This window comes from Brevibacillus reuszeri (assembly GCF_001187725.1).
Classification (GTDB): domain Bacteria; phylum Bacillota; class Bacilli; order Brevibacillales; family Brevibacillaceae; genus Brevibacillus; species Brevibacillus reuszeri.
In genome coordinates this window covers 569,371-585,444 of record NZ_LGIQ01000011.1, presented here as the reverse complement: position 1 = coordinate 585,444, position 16,074 = coordinate 569,371, and the positions used below count along the sequence as shown (strand labels likewise).

The 16,074-nt window shown below is 43.4% G+C and carries 18 protein-coding genes and 1 pseudogene; 18 read left to right on the top strand and 1 reads right to left on the bottom strand.

The genetic code is table 11. From position 1 onward, the window contains the following. The first annotated feature begins 470 nt into the window (after window positions 1-470). The 4 genes and pseudogenes from ADS79_RS27730 (at window position 471) to ADS79_RS27715 (ending at window position 3,180) form a co-directional block, all read left to right on the top strand. Window positions 471-920 (top strand): hypothetical protein, encoded by a 450-nt coding sequence (locus ADS79_RS27730; protein WP_049741684.1) that lies wholly within the window; start codon window positions 471-473, stop codon window positions 918-920. Between the two features lie 93 nt (window positions 921-1,013). Continuing rightward, a pseudogene (locus tag ADS79_RS36800) lies at window positions 1,014-1,184 on the top strand (Imm53 family immunity protein); the annotation flags it as partial. A 634-nt stretch (window positions 1,185-1,818) separates the two neighbouring features. After that, on the top strand, window positions 1,819-2,472 hold the full coding sequence (locus tag ADS79_RS27720; RefSeq protein WP_049741682.1) for a TetR/AcrR family transcriptional regulator: 654 nt from the start codon (window positions 1,819-1,821) through the stop codon (window positions 2,470-2,472). Window positions 2,473-2,478: 6 nt separating this feature from the next. Next, window positions 2,479-3,180 carry a YqeB family protein gene (locus ADS79_RS27715; RefSeq protein ID WP_049741681.1) on the top strand — a complete coding sequence of 234 codons (702 nt, stop codon included), beginning with the start codon at window positions 2,479-2,481 and terminating at the stop codon, window positions 3,178-3,180. A gap of 2 nt (window positions 3,181-3,182) precedes the next feature. Here ADS79_RS27715 and ADS79_RS27710 read toward each other — a convergent pair whose 3' ends face one another. Next, window positions 3,183-3,563 (bottom strand): MerR family transcriptional regulator, encoded by a 381-nt coding sequence (locus tag ADS79_RS27710; RefSeq protein ID WP_049741680.1) that lies wholly within the window; start codon window positions 3,561-3,563, stop codon window positions 3,183-3,185. Window positions 3,564-3,677: 114 nt separating this feature from the next. Here ADS79_RS27710 and ADS79_RS27705 point away from each other — a divergent pair, with 114 nt between their 5' ends. The 14 genes from ADS79_RS27705 (at window position 3,678) to ADS79_RS36450 (ending at window position 15,966) form a co-directional block, all read left to right on the top strand. Then, the gene (locus tag ADS79_RS27705; protein WP_049741679.1) at window positions 3,678-4,439 is read left to right on the top strand and encodes an SDR family NAD(P)-dependent oxidoreductase; all 762 of its coding nucleotides are present in this window, start codon (window positions 3,678-3,680) and stop codon (window positions 4,437-4,439) included. Window positions 4,440-4,591: 152 nt separating this feature from the next. Then, window positions 4,592-5,107, top strand: coding sequence for a COG1361 family protein (locus tag ADS79_RS27700; RefSeq protein WP_141261078.1), 516 nt, complete (start codon window positions 4,592-4,594; stop codon window positions 5,105-5,107). A 60-nt stretch (window positions 5,108-5,167) separates the two neighbouring features. Continuing rightward, window positions 5,168-5,605, top strand: coding sequence for a COG1361 family protein (locus ADS79_RS27695; RefSeq protein ID WP_049741677.1), 438 nt, complete (start codon window positions 5,168-5,170; stop codon window positions 5,603-5,605). Window positions 5,606-5,915: 310 nt separating this feature from the next. Further along, the gene (locus tag ADS79_RS35105) at window positions 5,916-6,272 is read left to right on the top strand and encodes a hypothetical protein (RefSeq protein ID WP_141261076.1); all 357 of its coding nucleotides are present in this window, start codon (window positions 5,916-5,918) and stop codon (window positions 6,270-6,272) included. Window positions 6,273-6,684: 412 nt separating this feature from the next. Further along, a complete protein-coding gene (locus ADS79_RS27690; protein ID WP_049741676.1) occupies window positions 6,685-7,278 on the top strand; it encodes a major tail protein in 594 nt (197 codons plus the stop codon). After that, the gene (locus tag ADS79_RS27685; RefSeq protein ID WP_049741675.1) at window positions 7,278-7,628 is read left to right on the top strand and encodes a hypothetical protein; all 351 of its coding nucleotides are present in this window, start codon (window positions 7,278-7,280) and stop codon (window positions 7,626-7,628) included. The genes ADS79_RS27690 and ADS79_RS27685 overlap by 1 nt, the downstream gene beginning before the upstream one ends. A gap of 19 nt (window positions 7,629-7,647) precedes the next feature. Beyond that, window positions 7,648-7,812, top strand: a complete 165-nt coding sequence (locus tag ADS79_RS35750; RefSeq protein WP_162839552.1) for a hypothetical protein — start codon at window positions 7,648-7,650, stop codon at window positions 7,810-7,812. A gap of 14 nt (window positions 7,813-7,826) precedes the next feature. Then, window positions 7,827-11,090, top strand: a complete 3,264-nt coding sequence (locus ADS79_RS27680) for a phage tail tape measure protein (RefSeq protein WP_049741674.1) — start codon at window positions 7,827-7,829, stop codon at window positions 11,088-11,090. A gap of 1 nt (window position 11,091) precedes the next feature. Next, complete coding sequence (locus ADS79_RS27675) at window positions 11,092-11,946, top strand: phage tail family protein (protein ID WP_049741673.1); 855 nt, start codon at window positions 11,092-11,094, stop codon at window positions 11,944-11,946. Window positions 11,947-11,948: 2 nt separating this feature from the next. Beyond that, window positions 11,949-13,067, top strand: a complete 1,119-nt coding sequence (locus ADS79_RS27670; RefSeq protein ID WP_049741672.1) for a siphovirus ReqiPepy6 Gp37-like family protein — start codon at window positions 11,949-11,951, stop codon at window positions 13,065-13,067. A gap of 4 nt (window positions 13,068-13,071) precedes the next feature. After that, window positions 13,072-14,310 (top strand): hypothetical protein, encoded by a 1,239-nt coding sequence (locus ADS79_RS35100; RefSeq protein ID WP_141261074.1) that lies wholly within the window; start codon window positions 13,072-13,074, stop codon window positions 14,308-14,310. Beyond that, window positions 14,307-15,371 carry a hypothetical protein gene (locus tag ADS79_RS27660; protein WP_049741671.1) on the top strand — a complete coding sequence of 355 codons (1,065 nt, stop codon included), beginning with the start codon at window positions 14,307-14,309 and terminating at the stop codon, window positions 15,369-15,371. Before ADS79_RS35100 ends, ADS79_RS27660 begins: the two co-directional genes overlap by 4 nt. Window positions 15,372-15,386: 15 nt before the next feature. Then, on the top strand, window positions 15,387-15,746 hold the full coding sequence (locus ADS79_RS27655) for a hypothetical protein (protein ID WP_049741670.1): 360 nt from the start codon (window positions 15,387-15,389) through the stop codon (window positions 15,744-15,746). 85 nt (window positions 15,747-15,831) lie between these two features. Then, window positions 15,832-15,966 carry a CD1375 family protein gene (locus ADS79_RS36450; protein WP_255323580.1) on the top strand — a complete coding sequence of 45 codons (135 nt, stop codon included), beginning with the start codon at window positions 15,832-15,834 and terminating at the stop codon, window positions 15,964-15,966. The last annotated feature ends 108 nt before the right edge of the window (window positions 15,967-16,074 follow it).

The following is a 16,074-nucleotide window of genomic DNA, read 5'->3' as shown; positions in this document are numbered from 1 at the left end:
TAGTAATATTTAACACGTTATTTTATGGGGAAAAGTTTAACGCTTGAGCTTCGAGATAATATAGACAGCAAGTAGTATACAAGCAACAGCTACAATCGTGAACCTAGAAGCAGCGGACGGGACTCATCTGAAGTTTCCTTGTTTATTATCTGTTGATTGTATTCTGATAGAATGACTGTGCCCATTGTAAATTTCTAGCGAAAGGAGAATCCTCTATCTGTTGATAGCACGCCGTGTGCGATGAAAGTCGCCTGCACGGTGTAGGCTCGTTATAAAACCGAAAGGGATAAGACGAGAATAGCAATCTAGGAGTAACAGGAACGCAAGGAAATACGATTGAAGGCTCTCCAGGCTCGAAAGCATCGTCTCAACTAGGGTACGGAGCGCCATCGAATGGGGATGGAGTCAATGTAGGAGGAACAAGCTATATCAAAGCAACAAGTGGTAATGGTAGCAACACATTCAGTACAATGGATGAGCTAATCACTTTAATCGACAACCACCCAAAGGTGGATGCATCGGGATCTGGATCGACAATCACGATTACGTACTATGAGGAAGGAACAGATGGGAACACCTTCATGGTTACTAGTTCCAATCCATTTCAGATCGCTATGTTAACGGGACCATTTCTTTCAGGCGGAAACGATAGACAAACAGAATCAACAACCTTCACAGTGCAAACAGGAGCAACTGGAACTGGAAACATCACTGTAAAAGTTGATGGAGTACCGTACACTGTAGAAGTTACAGCTGGTCTGCTTCCTGATCAGGTGGCGGCAAGAATCGCTATGAAGCTGAATGCTGATGTTGTACCTGGGTACGTGGTTACTAGTACTCTTTCTTCGCCAACAATCACATTTATTTCCACCACTCCAAGCTCTGACGTATCACCGAATCTTACCGTGTCCATTGAATAAACAAACGATTTTCGCTTTTCTAGAGGAGCTGCAAACGCAGCCCCTCTTTCTTTTTACACCACGACCAATTGGAGGAGCAGAAGACCCTTTGATAATTATCTTGTAGAAAGAAGCGAGAATGATTGGGGACATTGCAGATTGGAAGACAGAAATTTTGTGGCAGCTGGTGGCCAAAAGAATCTGAATGAAATACTCGAGTTTTTAAGCAATGGGCAGAGAGCTAACAAACTCCTGACTGAGTCGTATTTAACAAAAAAGAAATGAAGGGAAGAAAGCCCCCAAGATTCGGAGGCTTACTCAGAAAATAAAATTACCAAGTCACGATGTAGTACCTTGGAGTAGGGCGATAGGCAGGCGGAGGTGGAGGATTACCACCAGGAAGGTCTTTGCCATTCCCCCTACCATCACTACCATAAGCAAGAGCAGCATTTTGAGATACTACGCCGACATACTCAAAGTAGATCCCCGAGTCAAGATTCATGCTGTGACAGAAAAAAGAGGCTTCAAAGCCCCCGTGAGATACCCGTTTATCAGCTTGTAGGTTCCTGCATGAACCAGAGGATATATGAGCATTTGTTGCAAATGAGAATTGTCGCTTCTTTGTTTGTCCAGTCTAGTCCAAAGAAGGTAGCTCCCCTAGTATTTAGCTGACGATAGTCTTTGTCAAAGTGGGTATGTTTACAGCATGGGCAAGTAATGATAGTCCCTCCAGCTTGATATTGCATGAAAAAAGCCCCCTTTTGATCTTTATAACTAATACGTATGGAAATACGGATGGTTCCAAAATGTGTAAATGAATAAAAGTGAAAAGCATTGACCATATGTATTTTTATGGTATTATTTGATTAACTGATCAAATAAAAAAATGAATGATCAATTAAATGAGGGTGTGAGTGTAATGAAGGACGCTAATAAAGAAAAAGGAAGACAGTCGTTTATCGCTGAAGCAAGACGTGAACAGATTATAGAAGCTGCAATCAAAACACTTGACGATATTGGTTATGTAAAGGCAAGTCTCGCTCAGATTGCAAAAAATGCGGATATAAGCACAGGGCTGATTTCTTACCACTTTTCAGATAAAAGTGATTTGATGAATCATTTACTAACGAACCTCTTAGAAAGGTCGACTACTTACATATTGGAGAGAGTAGGTAAAGAGGATACTCCTCAGAAAAAACTGCATGCATTTATAGTAGCAAGTCTGGCTTATCAAGGTACCCATCGTGAACGTAATATAGCCCTGTTAGAAATTATTTTTAATGCGAGAACACCGGACAATATCCCGTACTATAAGTTAAGTGATGATCAAGAAGATCTAATTATGAAGGAGCTTCGACAAATCCTGTATGATGGCCAAGAACAAGGCGTCTTTGGAAATTTTAATGTTGATGTTATGTGCAATTTGATTCAAGGCGGAATTGGTGAATATACGCTTAACAATTCGATAACAAAGAAGGTTGATCTAGAAACCTATAGTATCGAACTCACAAACATTATTGAAAAAGCCGTCTTCAGCTCGAAGGAAACGAATCTCTTAAACGACGGAAGGTGAACGAAAATGACGGGATCTATTTCATTACACAATAAAAAAACGGTTGTAGGCTTTTCTACGACAACAGGAATTATTCTGTATGGTGGGTTTGGCGCAGCAGGAGTTGTCGTGGGCTACTTCCTGCCGCAAATCGCAGCCTGGGCTTTAAAGCTCCCGTGGGTGCCATTTGAGGGACCATTGAAACTGGTCAACTACTTTAGCGGCATTTGGGTGAATCTGCTTCTAGCGCTTCTGGGTTTAATCGTAGGACTAGTAGTTGCCGCTGTCGCGGTGAAGGAGTTGCTTGTTGTAACCATTACGGATGAAGAAGTTCAACTTGATAAAGATGGGCACAAGCAAACAATCGTGCGAAAAGAGATCGACACGGTTTTCTTAGATGGGAAACAGCTGGTGATCCTTGGCAAATCAGGACATGAGCTCGCACGGGACAAAATTGATGAATCCCCCAGTACGGTGATGGATGCCTTCAAAAGTTATGATTATTCCTGGTCAACAGAGGGGGACCCATTTAAACATGAGTATAAACGCTGGGTGCTGGATACGCCTGATCTATCAACAACTGCAAATGCCTTAATGAAGGCAAGAGAAATTGCGCTGAAAAAAAAAGACGCTAAAGATGGTAAGGAGCTTCGAAATGAGCTTATCAAGCTTGGGTATATCGTACGTGAAGAAGAAACGCGGCAATACTGGAGAAAAGTACGGTATTGAAATCAGCTTTTGAAATCATTTTGCTTATGCTTACTGATGTAATTTTTGTAAGCAACGATTTTACGTTCTAGCATAGCATCAACATCATTTAATGTTCTTATTTGTTGCTTGATAGAGCGTTTATGTTCTTCTAACAGATGTAATCGAGCTTGGGTGGTTTGATCTCCTTCCAAAAACAGCGAAGCGTATCTTTGGATTGTCAAAATAGGCATTTGTGTCTCCCTTAACTTGATCACTAATTGCAGCCATTGAATATGTGAATCGTTATATCGTCTGTCTCCGTTCTCATCGCGATCAGGGATGATAATTGTTTCCTTTTCGTAATACCGTAATGTATGTGAGCTTATTCCTAATATTTTTGCTGCTTCACCAATGGTGTACATACAGAACCTCCCCAGTGATTTTATACTCTTGACTTAGAGTTGACTCTAATCAGTATAATCAGCTACATATTCATTCTCAAGAGGAGTTAATGAAGGAATTTAGGAGGGATTTGTGTGAAATATACGGTAATTACTGGAGCAAGCTCAGGGATTGGATATGAAACAGCCCTTGCCTTTGCAACTCGCGGAAAAAACTTAATAGTAGCAGCGCGTCGGACAGAGGAATTAGAAAAATTAAAATCAAAAGTGGCTGACATTAACCCAGGATTGGATGTAATCATAAAATCGGTTGACTTATCTGCGAATACAAATATACATGAGTTTTACTACAGTCTACAGTCTTATGAGATTGAGACATGGATTAACAATGCCGGATTCGGAAACTTTGCTTCTGTTGGGGAACAAAACTTAAATAAAATAGAGTCCATGCTTCACTTGAATATCGAAGCATTAACAATTCTGTCTTCTCTTTATGTACGTGACTATGCAGATGTTGAGGGAACCCAAATCATCAACATTTCTTCAGGCGGAGGGTACAAAATTATTGCCAATGCCGTGACGTATTGCGCAACAAAGTTCTATGTAAGTGCCTTTACCGAAGGTCTTGCGCAAGAGTTGAGTGAGAAAGGGGCACCCATGCAAGTAAAAGTTTTGGCCCCTGCAGCCACTGAGACAGAATTTGCAAAGCGTTCCTTTGATATTGATCATTTTGAATATGCAGGTGCCATTCCTAAGTTCCATACGGCTGAACAAATGGCTGGCTTCTTGCTCGATTTATATGACAGTGAGAAGGTCGTTGGAATAGTCAATGGAGAAACCTATGAATTTGAGCTAAGGGACCCAATCTTTACGTATGTAGCGCGGTCAAGAAACTAAAACCTAGATAAATTCAGCGGTCTTTTGCGAATCACGTTTGAGTGGGTGAGTAAAAGGTCCCATTCTTGTATAAATGTGCTATAATAGTTAAAAGATAGAAACAACTAGTCAGACTATCCTTATGCATATAAACAGAAAGGATTGGTTTGGTTTTGAAGAAAAAGTCGCTCTTGGCAGGTATGGGAATGGCAATGCTGCTTTCCCTCGCAGTCGTACCTGCTTCATACGCAGAAACAACTACATTCCGTCTTGAAATTTTACAACCTGCTACTGGCCTCACGGTGGAGGAAGTAACGACATCCCAAAGTGTCGAGTACTCGCAGAATGGTAACATGAAGCTTCAGGGTGTAGTGAAAATTACCAATACGGGTGCTGCAGATGCTGATCTCGTCACAAAATTTAGTGTCCCAGGGAACTTGACCACCTTACAGACTCAGCCAAAAAATGCAGGCGAGCTGCTGGTACGTGCCAATCTTAGCAAAGGTGGCACGAGCAGCAATTCTGTGAATACGATGGTTGCAAACCAAAGCAGCTACATTTTGGAAGAAGCACCTTTCCGTCCTGGTGAACAAAAGCAGGTAAATCTGCAATTTGAGTTTGGAAAAGGAACCCAGCCAGGGGTTTATGAGCTTCCATTCACTTGGTCGATGGGACCAGTTGCACGATAAACAAGCGTAAGGGCATCAGTTGTGATGCCCTTTTTGATTCATAAGGAGGTCAGGACTTACATGCTGAAAAAGATAGTAACCACAATGGTTCTGGTAATGGCCTTGTCCACTGGAGTAGCATCTGCGGGAAAAGTGGGAGTTTCGATTATTCCCGGCGTAGTAAAAGTGTCTGATATCGTGCAACCTGGGACTAATAAATTGTTAATCAATCTCCAAGTAAAAAATGATGGTGATGATACACAAACCTTCACTTTAACTAGTAGTGGTGGTCTAATCGTAAATGAAAAGCCGTTTGAGCTACCAGCAGGTCAAACAAAAGAAGTGGCCGTTTGGCTAAATGTTAAAGAAGACACGACAAATGGAGACTATCTAGGAATTGTAACGGCAGTAGGCAAGGGAAAAGATTCGCCCATGAGCGTTGAAACAAAGTTTACTTGTCGGTATAAAGTAGAAAAACCTAAACCGTGGTGGGAAAAGCTTTGGGGGCTGGTCAATTGACCGGCTCTTTTTTATTTCGGCATACATGAATGAAGCGGTGCTCCTTATCCTCTGTTTATTCTGTGTTGATTGCCTGATGATACAATCAGCGGTGTATTGAAACAGCCCTCTGGAAAAGTCCTGAGGATATTTTTGTGCCGCCCTAACCTAAGTTAGGGGACGAGGACAGTAAGCCTTGCTAGAATAAAATTGCCCATTGTAGCAGCCTTCATTTTCCGTTGATGGAACGCCGTGTGCGATGAAAATCGCCCGCACGGTGTAGGCTCGAACGAAACCGCTCGTTAGAAGTGGATAAGTCGAGAATAGCCCATTGGTAACATTCCCGGATCCACCGAACCACATCTTTGTCATTAGCCCGGAGGAGAGAGATTCTTTCAGTGCAAGCAATGTTATTCTTGATACGAGCAATCCACAGGTATCAGGTATAACGCGTTATGGAGTGAGTTATTCTGCCGCCTATGACCAAGGTACAGGAATTGTAACGATTAACCAAAGCGGGACGCCTGACACACTTACACCTCCTTTTAACAGGGTGGACAGTTGGTCGATACAAGTAGTTTATGGGGGGCAAACAATCGTACTGTTTATTAACCAGGACATCGTTGCATTAGACGAGGCACCGAAATATACAGTGACGAAGACTCTTGACCCTAGTCATCAAAGTTAATTTACAGCCATCAACATCCCCTCAGGAGAAATCCTGGGGGCATTTTTTTAATCTAATTCACTTGATCCTCTGGAAATTGCAGCGGCTTTTTGTGGTTAGTTAGGATGAGCTTATACGTAAAAACAGAGCAAGCAAAAGGTGAAAGATTAGTATTACAAAACTTTACACATATTTACACTACAAGCGATTTTAAATGTGACAATAGAAGTTTTGATAAAATAAGGGCAAGCCAATAAAAAAGCCATTCGGGCAGCCGAGTGGCTTTTTTGTGTGCTCAAATGCTCAGCCATGGAGGTGGAAAAATGAAGAGTTTATAGAAAAATACAGGAAATCATTAACCAGGCGTCGTCAGCCGCCGGAACTGCTGAAATGACTACATCATTAAACAACTATAATTATTAGGAGGATTATCATGGCTACTAACAAAGTTACTTTCGGACTGGAAAAGGTTCATATTGCATTTGTGGATGAAACGGTAAAGGACAAACTGGCATGGAAAACACCGATTGCTATTCCCGGAGCGGTGCGTTGGACACCAGAAGCACAAGGGGAAGCATCTACCTTTTATGCTGATAACACAGCGTATTTCGTAATTACAAGCAACAATGGATATAACGGTGAATTGGAGATGGCACTCGTACCAGATGCAGTACTGGCTGAAATGCTCGGTTGGGAAATTGATTCGAATGGAATGCTGGTGGAAATCTCAAATGCTGTCCCGAAAAAGTTTGCTTTGCTCGGACAAGTACAGGGTGATGCAAAAAATCGTCGCTTTGCTTACTACGATTGCCAAGCAGCGCGTCCTGCGAAGGAACGGAAAACAAAAGCAGAAGCCGTAGAAGTCGCAACGGATTTGTTGAGCATTGCTGTTTCTCCTGTTGAAATCGGAGGCAAGATGCTGGTCAAAGGTGATCTTGAGTTAAACGAAACGAATGCAGAAGCGTACAATACCTTCTTCACTACTGTTTACACACCTACCTTTACACCTGCTGGAGGTGGAGCATAATGCGTGAGTTAACGATTGGTGACCAACAAGTAAGAGTCAGGGCAACGCCCCTGGCTCTTCTCTTTTACCGTCAGGAATTCAAGGCCGATCTGTTTGGTGATCTGGTGAAAATGCAGCATCTAGCAAATGATCCTAGTCAAATCGATTCGGTAGCCATTCTGCAGCTCATTTGGGCAATGGCGAAGGCGGACGCATATGGAAAGCAGTTCCCATCTTTTATGGAATGGGTCGGCTCTCTTGATTCCATTGACTTCTCCGATCAATCATTTCTCATGACTGTACTGGAGGAAGCGGCGGACGGATTTTTTCGTTCCAAGTCCAAGCAAGCATTCCAGCAAAGAAGCAAGTAAGGCGAGTGAAAGGCCGGAAATGGACATCCTTTCTGTAGGCAAAAGGATTGGTCTTACCTTTATGGAGATGAATGACCTCCGTATCCGCGACTTGTTTGATCTGGTTAAAAGCTATGCAGGGGGAAGGGAGGACGAGCCGAGAAATGCAAACCAATCGGATATTGAAGCGTTTTACGGCAGATAAGGAGGTGAGGAAGAATGGCCGAGACGATTAACGGTATTACTGTCGTGATAGGGGCGTCGACAACTCGTTTGTTGCAAGCCCTATCCGATGTAAATAAAAAACTGAAGGATACACAATCTGAGCTAAAGCAAGTCGATGATTTGCTGAAGATGGACCCGAAAAATACAGAGCTGCTTGCTCAAAAAAGCCAGTTGCTTGCGGACGCCATCGGGATTACAAGTGAGAGACTCCAACGCCTTCAATCAGTTCAGCAACAGGTAAACGAGCAATTTGCTAATGGAACGATCAACGAAGGGCAGTACCGTGCATTCCAGCGCGAATTACTGGCGACTGAACAACAACTGAATTCGTTGCAAGCGAGTGCAGCGAAAATGAAAACAGATTTTGAAGCGGTTGGGAAGTCGATTCAAGGCACCGGAAAGCAACTATCCGATGTGGGAGGCGGGTTCAAGAAAGTGACCCAGCCGATTGTTGATTTTGGAACATCAGCACTAAAGGCAGGCATGGAATTTGAAGCAAGCATGAGTGAGGTCAAAGCGATTACTGGAGCGACCGGGAGCGATTTTAAGGCACTCGAAGAAAAAGCAAAGGAACTGGGAAAGAACACAAAATTCTCAGCGACAGAAGCGGCTGAAGGATTAAAGGGCTTGGCGGATGCTGGCTGGAGCTCGCAAGAAATGCTGAGTGGCATCGACGGTGTTATGACGTTGGCTACAGCATCAGGAGAGAGCCTCGCAAAGGCTTCAGATGTCGTCACAACTTCTATGAAAGAATTCGGGCTGTCTGCCAGTCAATCAGGACAATTTGTGGATGTTTTGGCTGCAGCATCGTCTCAGACACACACGAGTGTCGCTATGCTTGGCGAGTCATTCAAAACAGTTGCACCTGTTGCGGGGGCTTTAGGATACAGTGCGGAAGATACAGCGATCGCTTTAGGTTTGATGTCCAATGCCGGAATCAAGGCAGGAGAAGCAGGGAACTCATTACAAACTGCGCTGAACAACATGACGAGTCCGACTAAAGAGATGTCTGCTGTCATGAACAAGCTAGGGATTAGCATGACCGATAACCAGGGGAATATGAAGAGCCTCGATACCGTCATGCAAGATTTGCGTAGTGCTTTTGGTGGTCTAGACGCAGATCAACAGGCAGCATACGCCTCGACACTGTTCGGAAAAGATGCTATGTCGGGTATGTTGGGGATTATTCAAGCGTCAGAGGCAGATTACAACAATCTCTCTCATGCAATCAACAACTCTACTGGTGAAGCTAAGCAGATGGCAGATATTATGCAGGACAATGCCAAGGGCGGGTTAATCGAGCTTAATAGTGCGATCGAGAGTGTATCCTTGCAGGTGGCTAATATTCTTCTCCCTGTTTTCCGAGATATTGTGGAACTCGTGACGAACGTAGTAGAGTGGTTCGCCAGCTTCGATGAAAAAACACAGAAAATCATTGTTGGGGTTGGGGTTTTTGCCGCCGCAATTGGACCCGTATTAATTGGACTTGGTTCTCTGATTACTACAGTTGGCTCGATTGTCCAAGCCTTCGATACAATCTCGGGTATGTTTTCCAAAGTAGGAACGGTGATGTCGCTCTTCAGTGGGCCTGTAGGCATAGCCATCGCAGCGATAGCAGCTCTTGCCGTGGCAGCCTACCTCATCTATGAAAATTGGGAGCCAATCAGCGCATTTTTCATCGATCTCTGGAATGGAATTACGAGTGTCACCATGGCTGCTTGGGAAGGAATCAAGCAGTTCTTTTTGGATACATGGACATGGATGCAAGCCTTTTTCGCTGAATGGGGAACGGTTATATTAGCGGTCATTGCTCCGTTTATCGGGGTACCTCTATTGATTCAAGAGCATTGGGATGAGATTAAAACGTATCTTACTGCTCTGTGGGAGAGTATTAGTCAAGTTGCCACCGAGTCTTGGAATCTGATCGTATCTGCGATTATGGAGATTGTAGCGCCATTTGTTGAATCGTTTATAGGCACATTCACCATCATGAGTGAAGGCTTGATCCAGATTTGGGACGGGGTCAAATTGTATTTTGAGGGGCTTTGGGAGATGATCAAGACGATCTTCCTCGGTGCCATTACATTCATTTATGATCTGGTAACGGGTATTCTGACACAGCTTTCAGCAGATGCACAGCTCATTTGGACTGCTTTGAAAGATGCATTCTTCATGATTTGGGATGGGATCATTCTAGTATTTACAGGTGCACTGGATGCTCTCAGCAGTTACCTGAATTTCACTTGGCACACAGTCAAAACAGCTATTGAGAATGCATGGAATGGGATCGTATCGTATTTTACTACGACTTGGAATACGATCCAAACGATTGCGAACACGGTATGGAACGGGATTGTAGCGTTTTTAACCACGACCTGGAGTACGATTCAAACGATAGCAAACACCATATGGAATGGGATCGTTGCGTTTTTTACTACAACCTGGAATACAATTCAAACAACTACGAACACCGTATGGAATGGGATTGTAGCGTTCTTTACTACGACCTGGAACACGCTTCAAACACTGGTCACTACAGCCGTTTCTACAATTGTTCTAGCCATTCAGACGAAATGGAATGAAATCGTGACATTTTTCACAAATACCTGGACAAAAATTCAAGGGTTGTTCACAGCCGGCTTCGACCAAGCAAAGAAGACGGTCGTGGAAGGCATGATCAAAATCAAGGACGACTTTCTTGCGTATATGGGCGATGTTGTTGATGGCATAAAGGACTTTGCAGAAGACTTTGTTGATGCTGGGGAAAATTTTGTTACAGGAATCTGGGATGGAATTAAGAACAGAGCAGGCTGGTTGTACAATCAGGTCAAGGGTTTTGTCAGTAATATTGTCAGTTCAATCAAGGATGCTATCCCTGGCGGTGGTGGTTATTCAGGGAATAGAACCGGGGATTCGACCATGACTGGAGCGGGAGGAGGAGTGGCGAAATCTGCGGCTATTCCAGGCTTAGCCGATGGAGGCACTGTCATGAAATCCGGATGGACATGGGTCGGAGAAAATGGACCTGAACTGCTCAGACTGCCACAGGGATCACAGGTTATTCCAAATTATGATATCCCGAAAATTGGCGCACAAACTATCGATTATGATGCGCTTGCCAAAGCAATGGCTGCCCATCTGAAACCAAGCATTACGCAAAATAATACGTTCCAAAGTCTGCAGCCATTAACACCAAGCGAAACGGCAAGAAAAAATTTGCAGGTTTCTCGTCAACTCGCTTTAGAATGGGGGCTGTAACATGAGAAAACTGACATTTATCAATGCAAGGGGCGAAAGCGTTGTATTCAACGACTCCGCTCCTTTTCTTATGACAAAGCTGGAAGGAACGGGTGGCCCTGCCGTAGACATTCAAACTCAGCGAGCTCCGTTTCAGGATGGGGCCACATATCTGGATACTTTTTTACAATCGCGCAGTTTAAGCGTAGAGGGTGCGGTGATGGCAAAATCCAAAAAAGATATTTTCGCGATGCGTCAGATGCTTTCACGGGTTCTCAATCCAAAGCTCGGTCCTGGTACTTTGCGCTATGAATACGATGGCGGGGTGAAAGAGATTCAGGCAGTTCCAGAGGGGGCACCAAATTTTCCAAACCGTTATGGCGAGACGTTCCAAGTCTTTCTGATTTCTCTGCTGTGCCCATCACCATTCTGGACAGATACGTTGACAACCAGTCGCGAAATGTCATACATCATGGGCGGTTTTGGGTTCTCATTGCGGCTTCCTGCGACCTTTTCCAGACGATCATTTCGTCGTACTTTCATTAATGAAGGCGATGTGGAGACACCTGTGAAAATCGAGTTCAGAGGGCCTGCACAGAATCCAACGATCATGAACAATACAACTGGCGAATTTGTCAAAGTAAAGTGCAATCTGGGAGAAAACGATGTCCTACACATTCATACAGCATTTGGCAACAAGCGAGTAGTAGTCGTACGCGCTGATGGCACAAAAGAGAATGCTTTTCATTACCTCGATTTGGCCAGCACATTTTTTCAATTACAGGCAGGTGAAAATGAGTTGGAATACAACAGCAATAATGACAGCACGAAAACAAAGGTAACGATCAAATATAAAAACAGGTATGTGGGGGTGTAGATGTGCAGCCCATTCGTATGATCGATGCTGACTTTACCCTTTTAGGTGAAATCGACACCTACACATCCCTGCGATGGGTTCGCCGCTGGCACAAGCCGGGAGAATTCGAGCTTCGAGTCCATCCTTCGATGCAAAATGCGGATTGCTTGCAGGAAGATAGCATCATTTTCAAGGCAAATGCCTCCAGTGAAGCAGCGATTATCAAGCATCGGGAAATAGGCTTCAACGACGCTGGAATCGAAGAGCTGGTTGTAAAAGGGCCACTGCTTGCAGGTCTGATCGGCAGCCGCATCACTTACCCGCCGCCGGGAAAAGATCATGACTACTTGGATGCCCCTATCGAAACGATTATGAAGCATTTTGTCCATACGAATATGATTGCTCCTTCTGATTCATCTCGTCGTCTCCCAGGACTCATCAATGCTTTGGATCAAGCCAGAGGAGATAAGGTACAGTTTCAGACCAGTTACAAGCAGCTCGACGAAGAACTCGAAAAATTAAGTATGATGTCCGGTTTGGGATGGCACATCAGGCTAGATATAGAGAAGCTGCTCTATGTCTTTGATGTCATCCATGGGCGAGACCTGACAGCAGTTCAAAATAGTGAGCCACCCGCTATTTTTTCTACAGACTATGACAACGTTGAGAGTCAGTCGTACGTGTCGTCAGCGATTGGTTCCAAAAACGTCGCCGTTGTTGTCAGTCAGGGAGCAAACGAAATGCCGAAGCTCGTGACGGTTGGACAGCAGTCGGGCCTTAAACGACAGGAAACATTCGTTGATGCAAAGGATGTTGGCTCGAAGGGGGAAGAGGCCGAGCCTTTGACGGAAGTCGAGCTGGAGCGGATGCTTCGGTCACGGGGGATAGAAAGACTGGCAGAACTCGGGCGAGTCGAGTCATTTGAATCAAAACTCCTTGCCAATTCCAATCTGGTTTATCGAGTAGATTACGACTTGGGAGACGTGGTAACCGTTGTCAACAAAAGCTGGGGGATCACGATGGATGCGAGAATTACAGAAATGGTGGAAGTCTTTGAACCCGGCGGTTTTCGTTTGGACGCGAACTTTGGTAATTCGCTCCCGAGTCTTATAGACAAAATCAAACAAACAATAAGAAGGTGATATCGTGGCAGAGCATTATCGTTTTTTTGACTCAACCGCAGATGATGAAAGGGTGTATACCGCAGATGAGTTTGCGGAATATTTTCGACGTGTACTGACGGACGGGATTTTTAATGGTGGGACAAATTTGAAGGTGGAGACGAGCGGGACTGACATTCGCACGTACATCCAGCCGGGTTATGCTTGGGTGCAGGGGTATATGTACAAGATCGATACAGAGCCGCTTTATTTGCAGCATGAATATCCTGATCCAAATCTTGATCGGATTGATCGTGTTGTTATCCGCTTGGACAAGCGCTTGGAGCATCGGTATGTACGTGCATTCATCTTGAAAGGAACTCCAGCAACTTCGCCAGTCCCGCCTTTGTTGACGCGGGATGAGAATGTTTTTGAACTGTCTTTGGCCCAGGTTCGAATCATTAAAGGAAAATCGTACATCGAAGGCTCGCAGATTACAGACGAACGACTGAACAATAGCGTTTGCGGATTAGTAAACTCTTTGATTCAGGCAGATACGACTACTATTTTCAATCAGTTTCAACATTGGTATAACAGCCGAACAACTGCTTATCAGAAAGAATGGGGAGATTGGTTTGCGACAGCAGTAACAAGGTTTGAGCAAGAGTGGCAGGAATGGTTAAGTAATTTGGGTGCGAAAACGCCAGTGATATCAGTTAATGGCAAAAGTGGCAGTGTAACTTTAAGTGCTGCGGATGTTGGCGCAACTCCGGCGTCACATGCTGGCTCTGGAGGTAACGCCCATCCGTTGGCCACAACTACGACAGCGGGGTTTATGAGTGGGCCAGATAAGAAAAGGTTAGATGAACATATTGGGGCAGGTGGTACTGCACATGCTGTGGCGACGACAACGATAGCAGGATTTATGAGTGGCCCTGATAAAAAAAGGTTAGATGAACATATTGGGGCAGGTGGTACGGCTCATAACCTTGCCACAACTACGACAGCTGGATTTATGGACCCTGTTGACAAGGATGAACTTCAAGCCTTGCGTAAATACAGAAGCGGTATGGACTCAGCAACAGATGTCTATACAACCGTGGAGTACAAGCGAAAAGACGGTACCCTTCTTATGAGGTCAGTTCTATCCAGCAAGGTGGGCAACAACTACACTGTTGATACTCGTACATTCTACGGACTGAATGGGACTACGGTTCGTCGTACAGAGATTTATGATATCACCTATGATACGAACGGAAACCCTGTAAACGAGGTGCTACGATGATAAATTTCGGAAATGTGTTAAGGGATCACGGAGTTGGATTAGGTAAATATAAGACAAACTCAAAGATATACTATAAAGATTTAGGAATAGACACCCCTTCAGTAAATCTAGTAAACACTACAATATTTTATGCAACAGTTGCTTCAAAAGATGCTTCAGGAAATATCTATTTAAAAGCAGGAAATAGAATAAGAAAATATGATGGATCAGACTTAAGTTTAATTTGGGATAGAACTTACACGATTTCTGATCTTACTTCTTATTCTTCATCCGATGATAAGTATCACAGTATGTACATTATTGGTAATAGACTGTACACCTGCATATACAATGGAGCTTCCAGAGGCTCTAAGATCCCTAGTGTGGTATTTTGCATTAATATTGCAAACGGTGCATTGGACTGGTATTTGATAGAACCAACAAGCGCATATGAGAGATGGATGATTGCGTGCATTCCTGTACCAAATGAAATTGACAATTTTTATTTGTCGTGGAAAAAGTTAGGCACTTATTATCATTATGTGGAAAAAGTAAAATTGGAAACAAATTCAGGTAACATACTAGATAAACAAATTAAAAATATAATATGGTCAAAAGAATTGTACAACTACAATAATATCCCACCTGCTTTGACGTTAACATATGATAACCAACTTATATATAATGATAACTCTACTATGAGAAGAGTAAATTCATCTGGCACTCAAATGGACTATCTTGATGATGCCTATGGTTTGTACTATAGGGCAGCAGATAAGTTTGTAATGACACAATCAGGTACGAAAGTCGACACCACTACTTATTTGAGAAAAATAACAAAATTCGGTGCTGATGAAGTGCTAGATGTCACTGACAGCAATATTTACTACGGAATTCATCCAAATGGTACATTGTATCCTGTAAAAGCATCCCATATAACTGGTACTCGTGAATGGCTGTTGCCTTATGATCTAAAACTTGTGCAAGAATTAAACCCTGAACTTATTATTGGATATCAGAGAGTTGATAACTCCAATGATGCTGTTGGTAAAATTCTCGAATACATGACCATAAAAAAATAAAGGAGTTTTAATTTGATGATTTATTTGGAATATGATAAGACCTCTATTTTACCAGACAGAAGAATCGAGTTTATTCACTATATACCATTTGATCCCGAACATGGTTTTGGGAAATCGAAAGAAGAACTAGAACGATCTGGTATACTCGTTGACAGTATCCCAACCTCAAGTGAAAAACCCAATATGATCGCTACTCTAATGGTGAAAATAGAAACAAAGGAATTGTGGTACGAATATACCGAGACACCTTTGCCTGATGATGATCGAATCGCACGTTTGGAGAAGGAAAATACTGACCTCAGAAAATCAAATTTAGATACCCAAGAGGCAATTTTAGAACTGTATGAAATGTTAATGGGAACCCCCACTACATAAGCCCACATAGAAGGAGGCACGCGACATGCTTCAACGACTATGGATATGGCTTATTTTTTTATACTCGAAAGGAGGTGAAGAAAAGATGGTAACAGTATGCGTAAGCTTGATTATCAATGGTCGTCGTACGTTTAACCAGATTCCAGTAAATTTGCAGGATGACGTAAAAGCTGATCTGAAGGCTATGGGTCTGGGAACAGACGGTAAGCCTTTGGTGTAACAACCTAGTGAGCTGCTATTGTGGCTCCCTGATGAAATGCATTAACTTTAGATAGGTTTCCAACGTTTAACATGAATGTGCCCGCTGTAAAAAACTCTTATCCGTTGA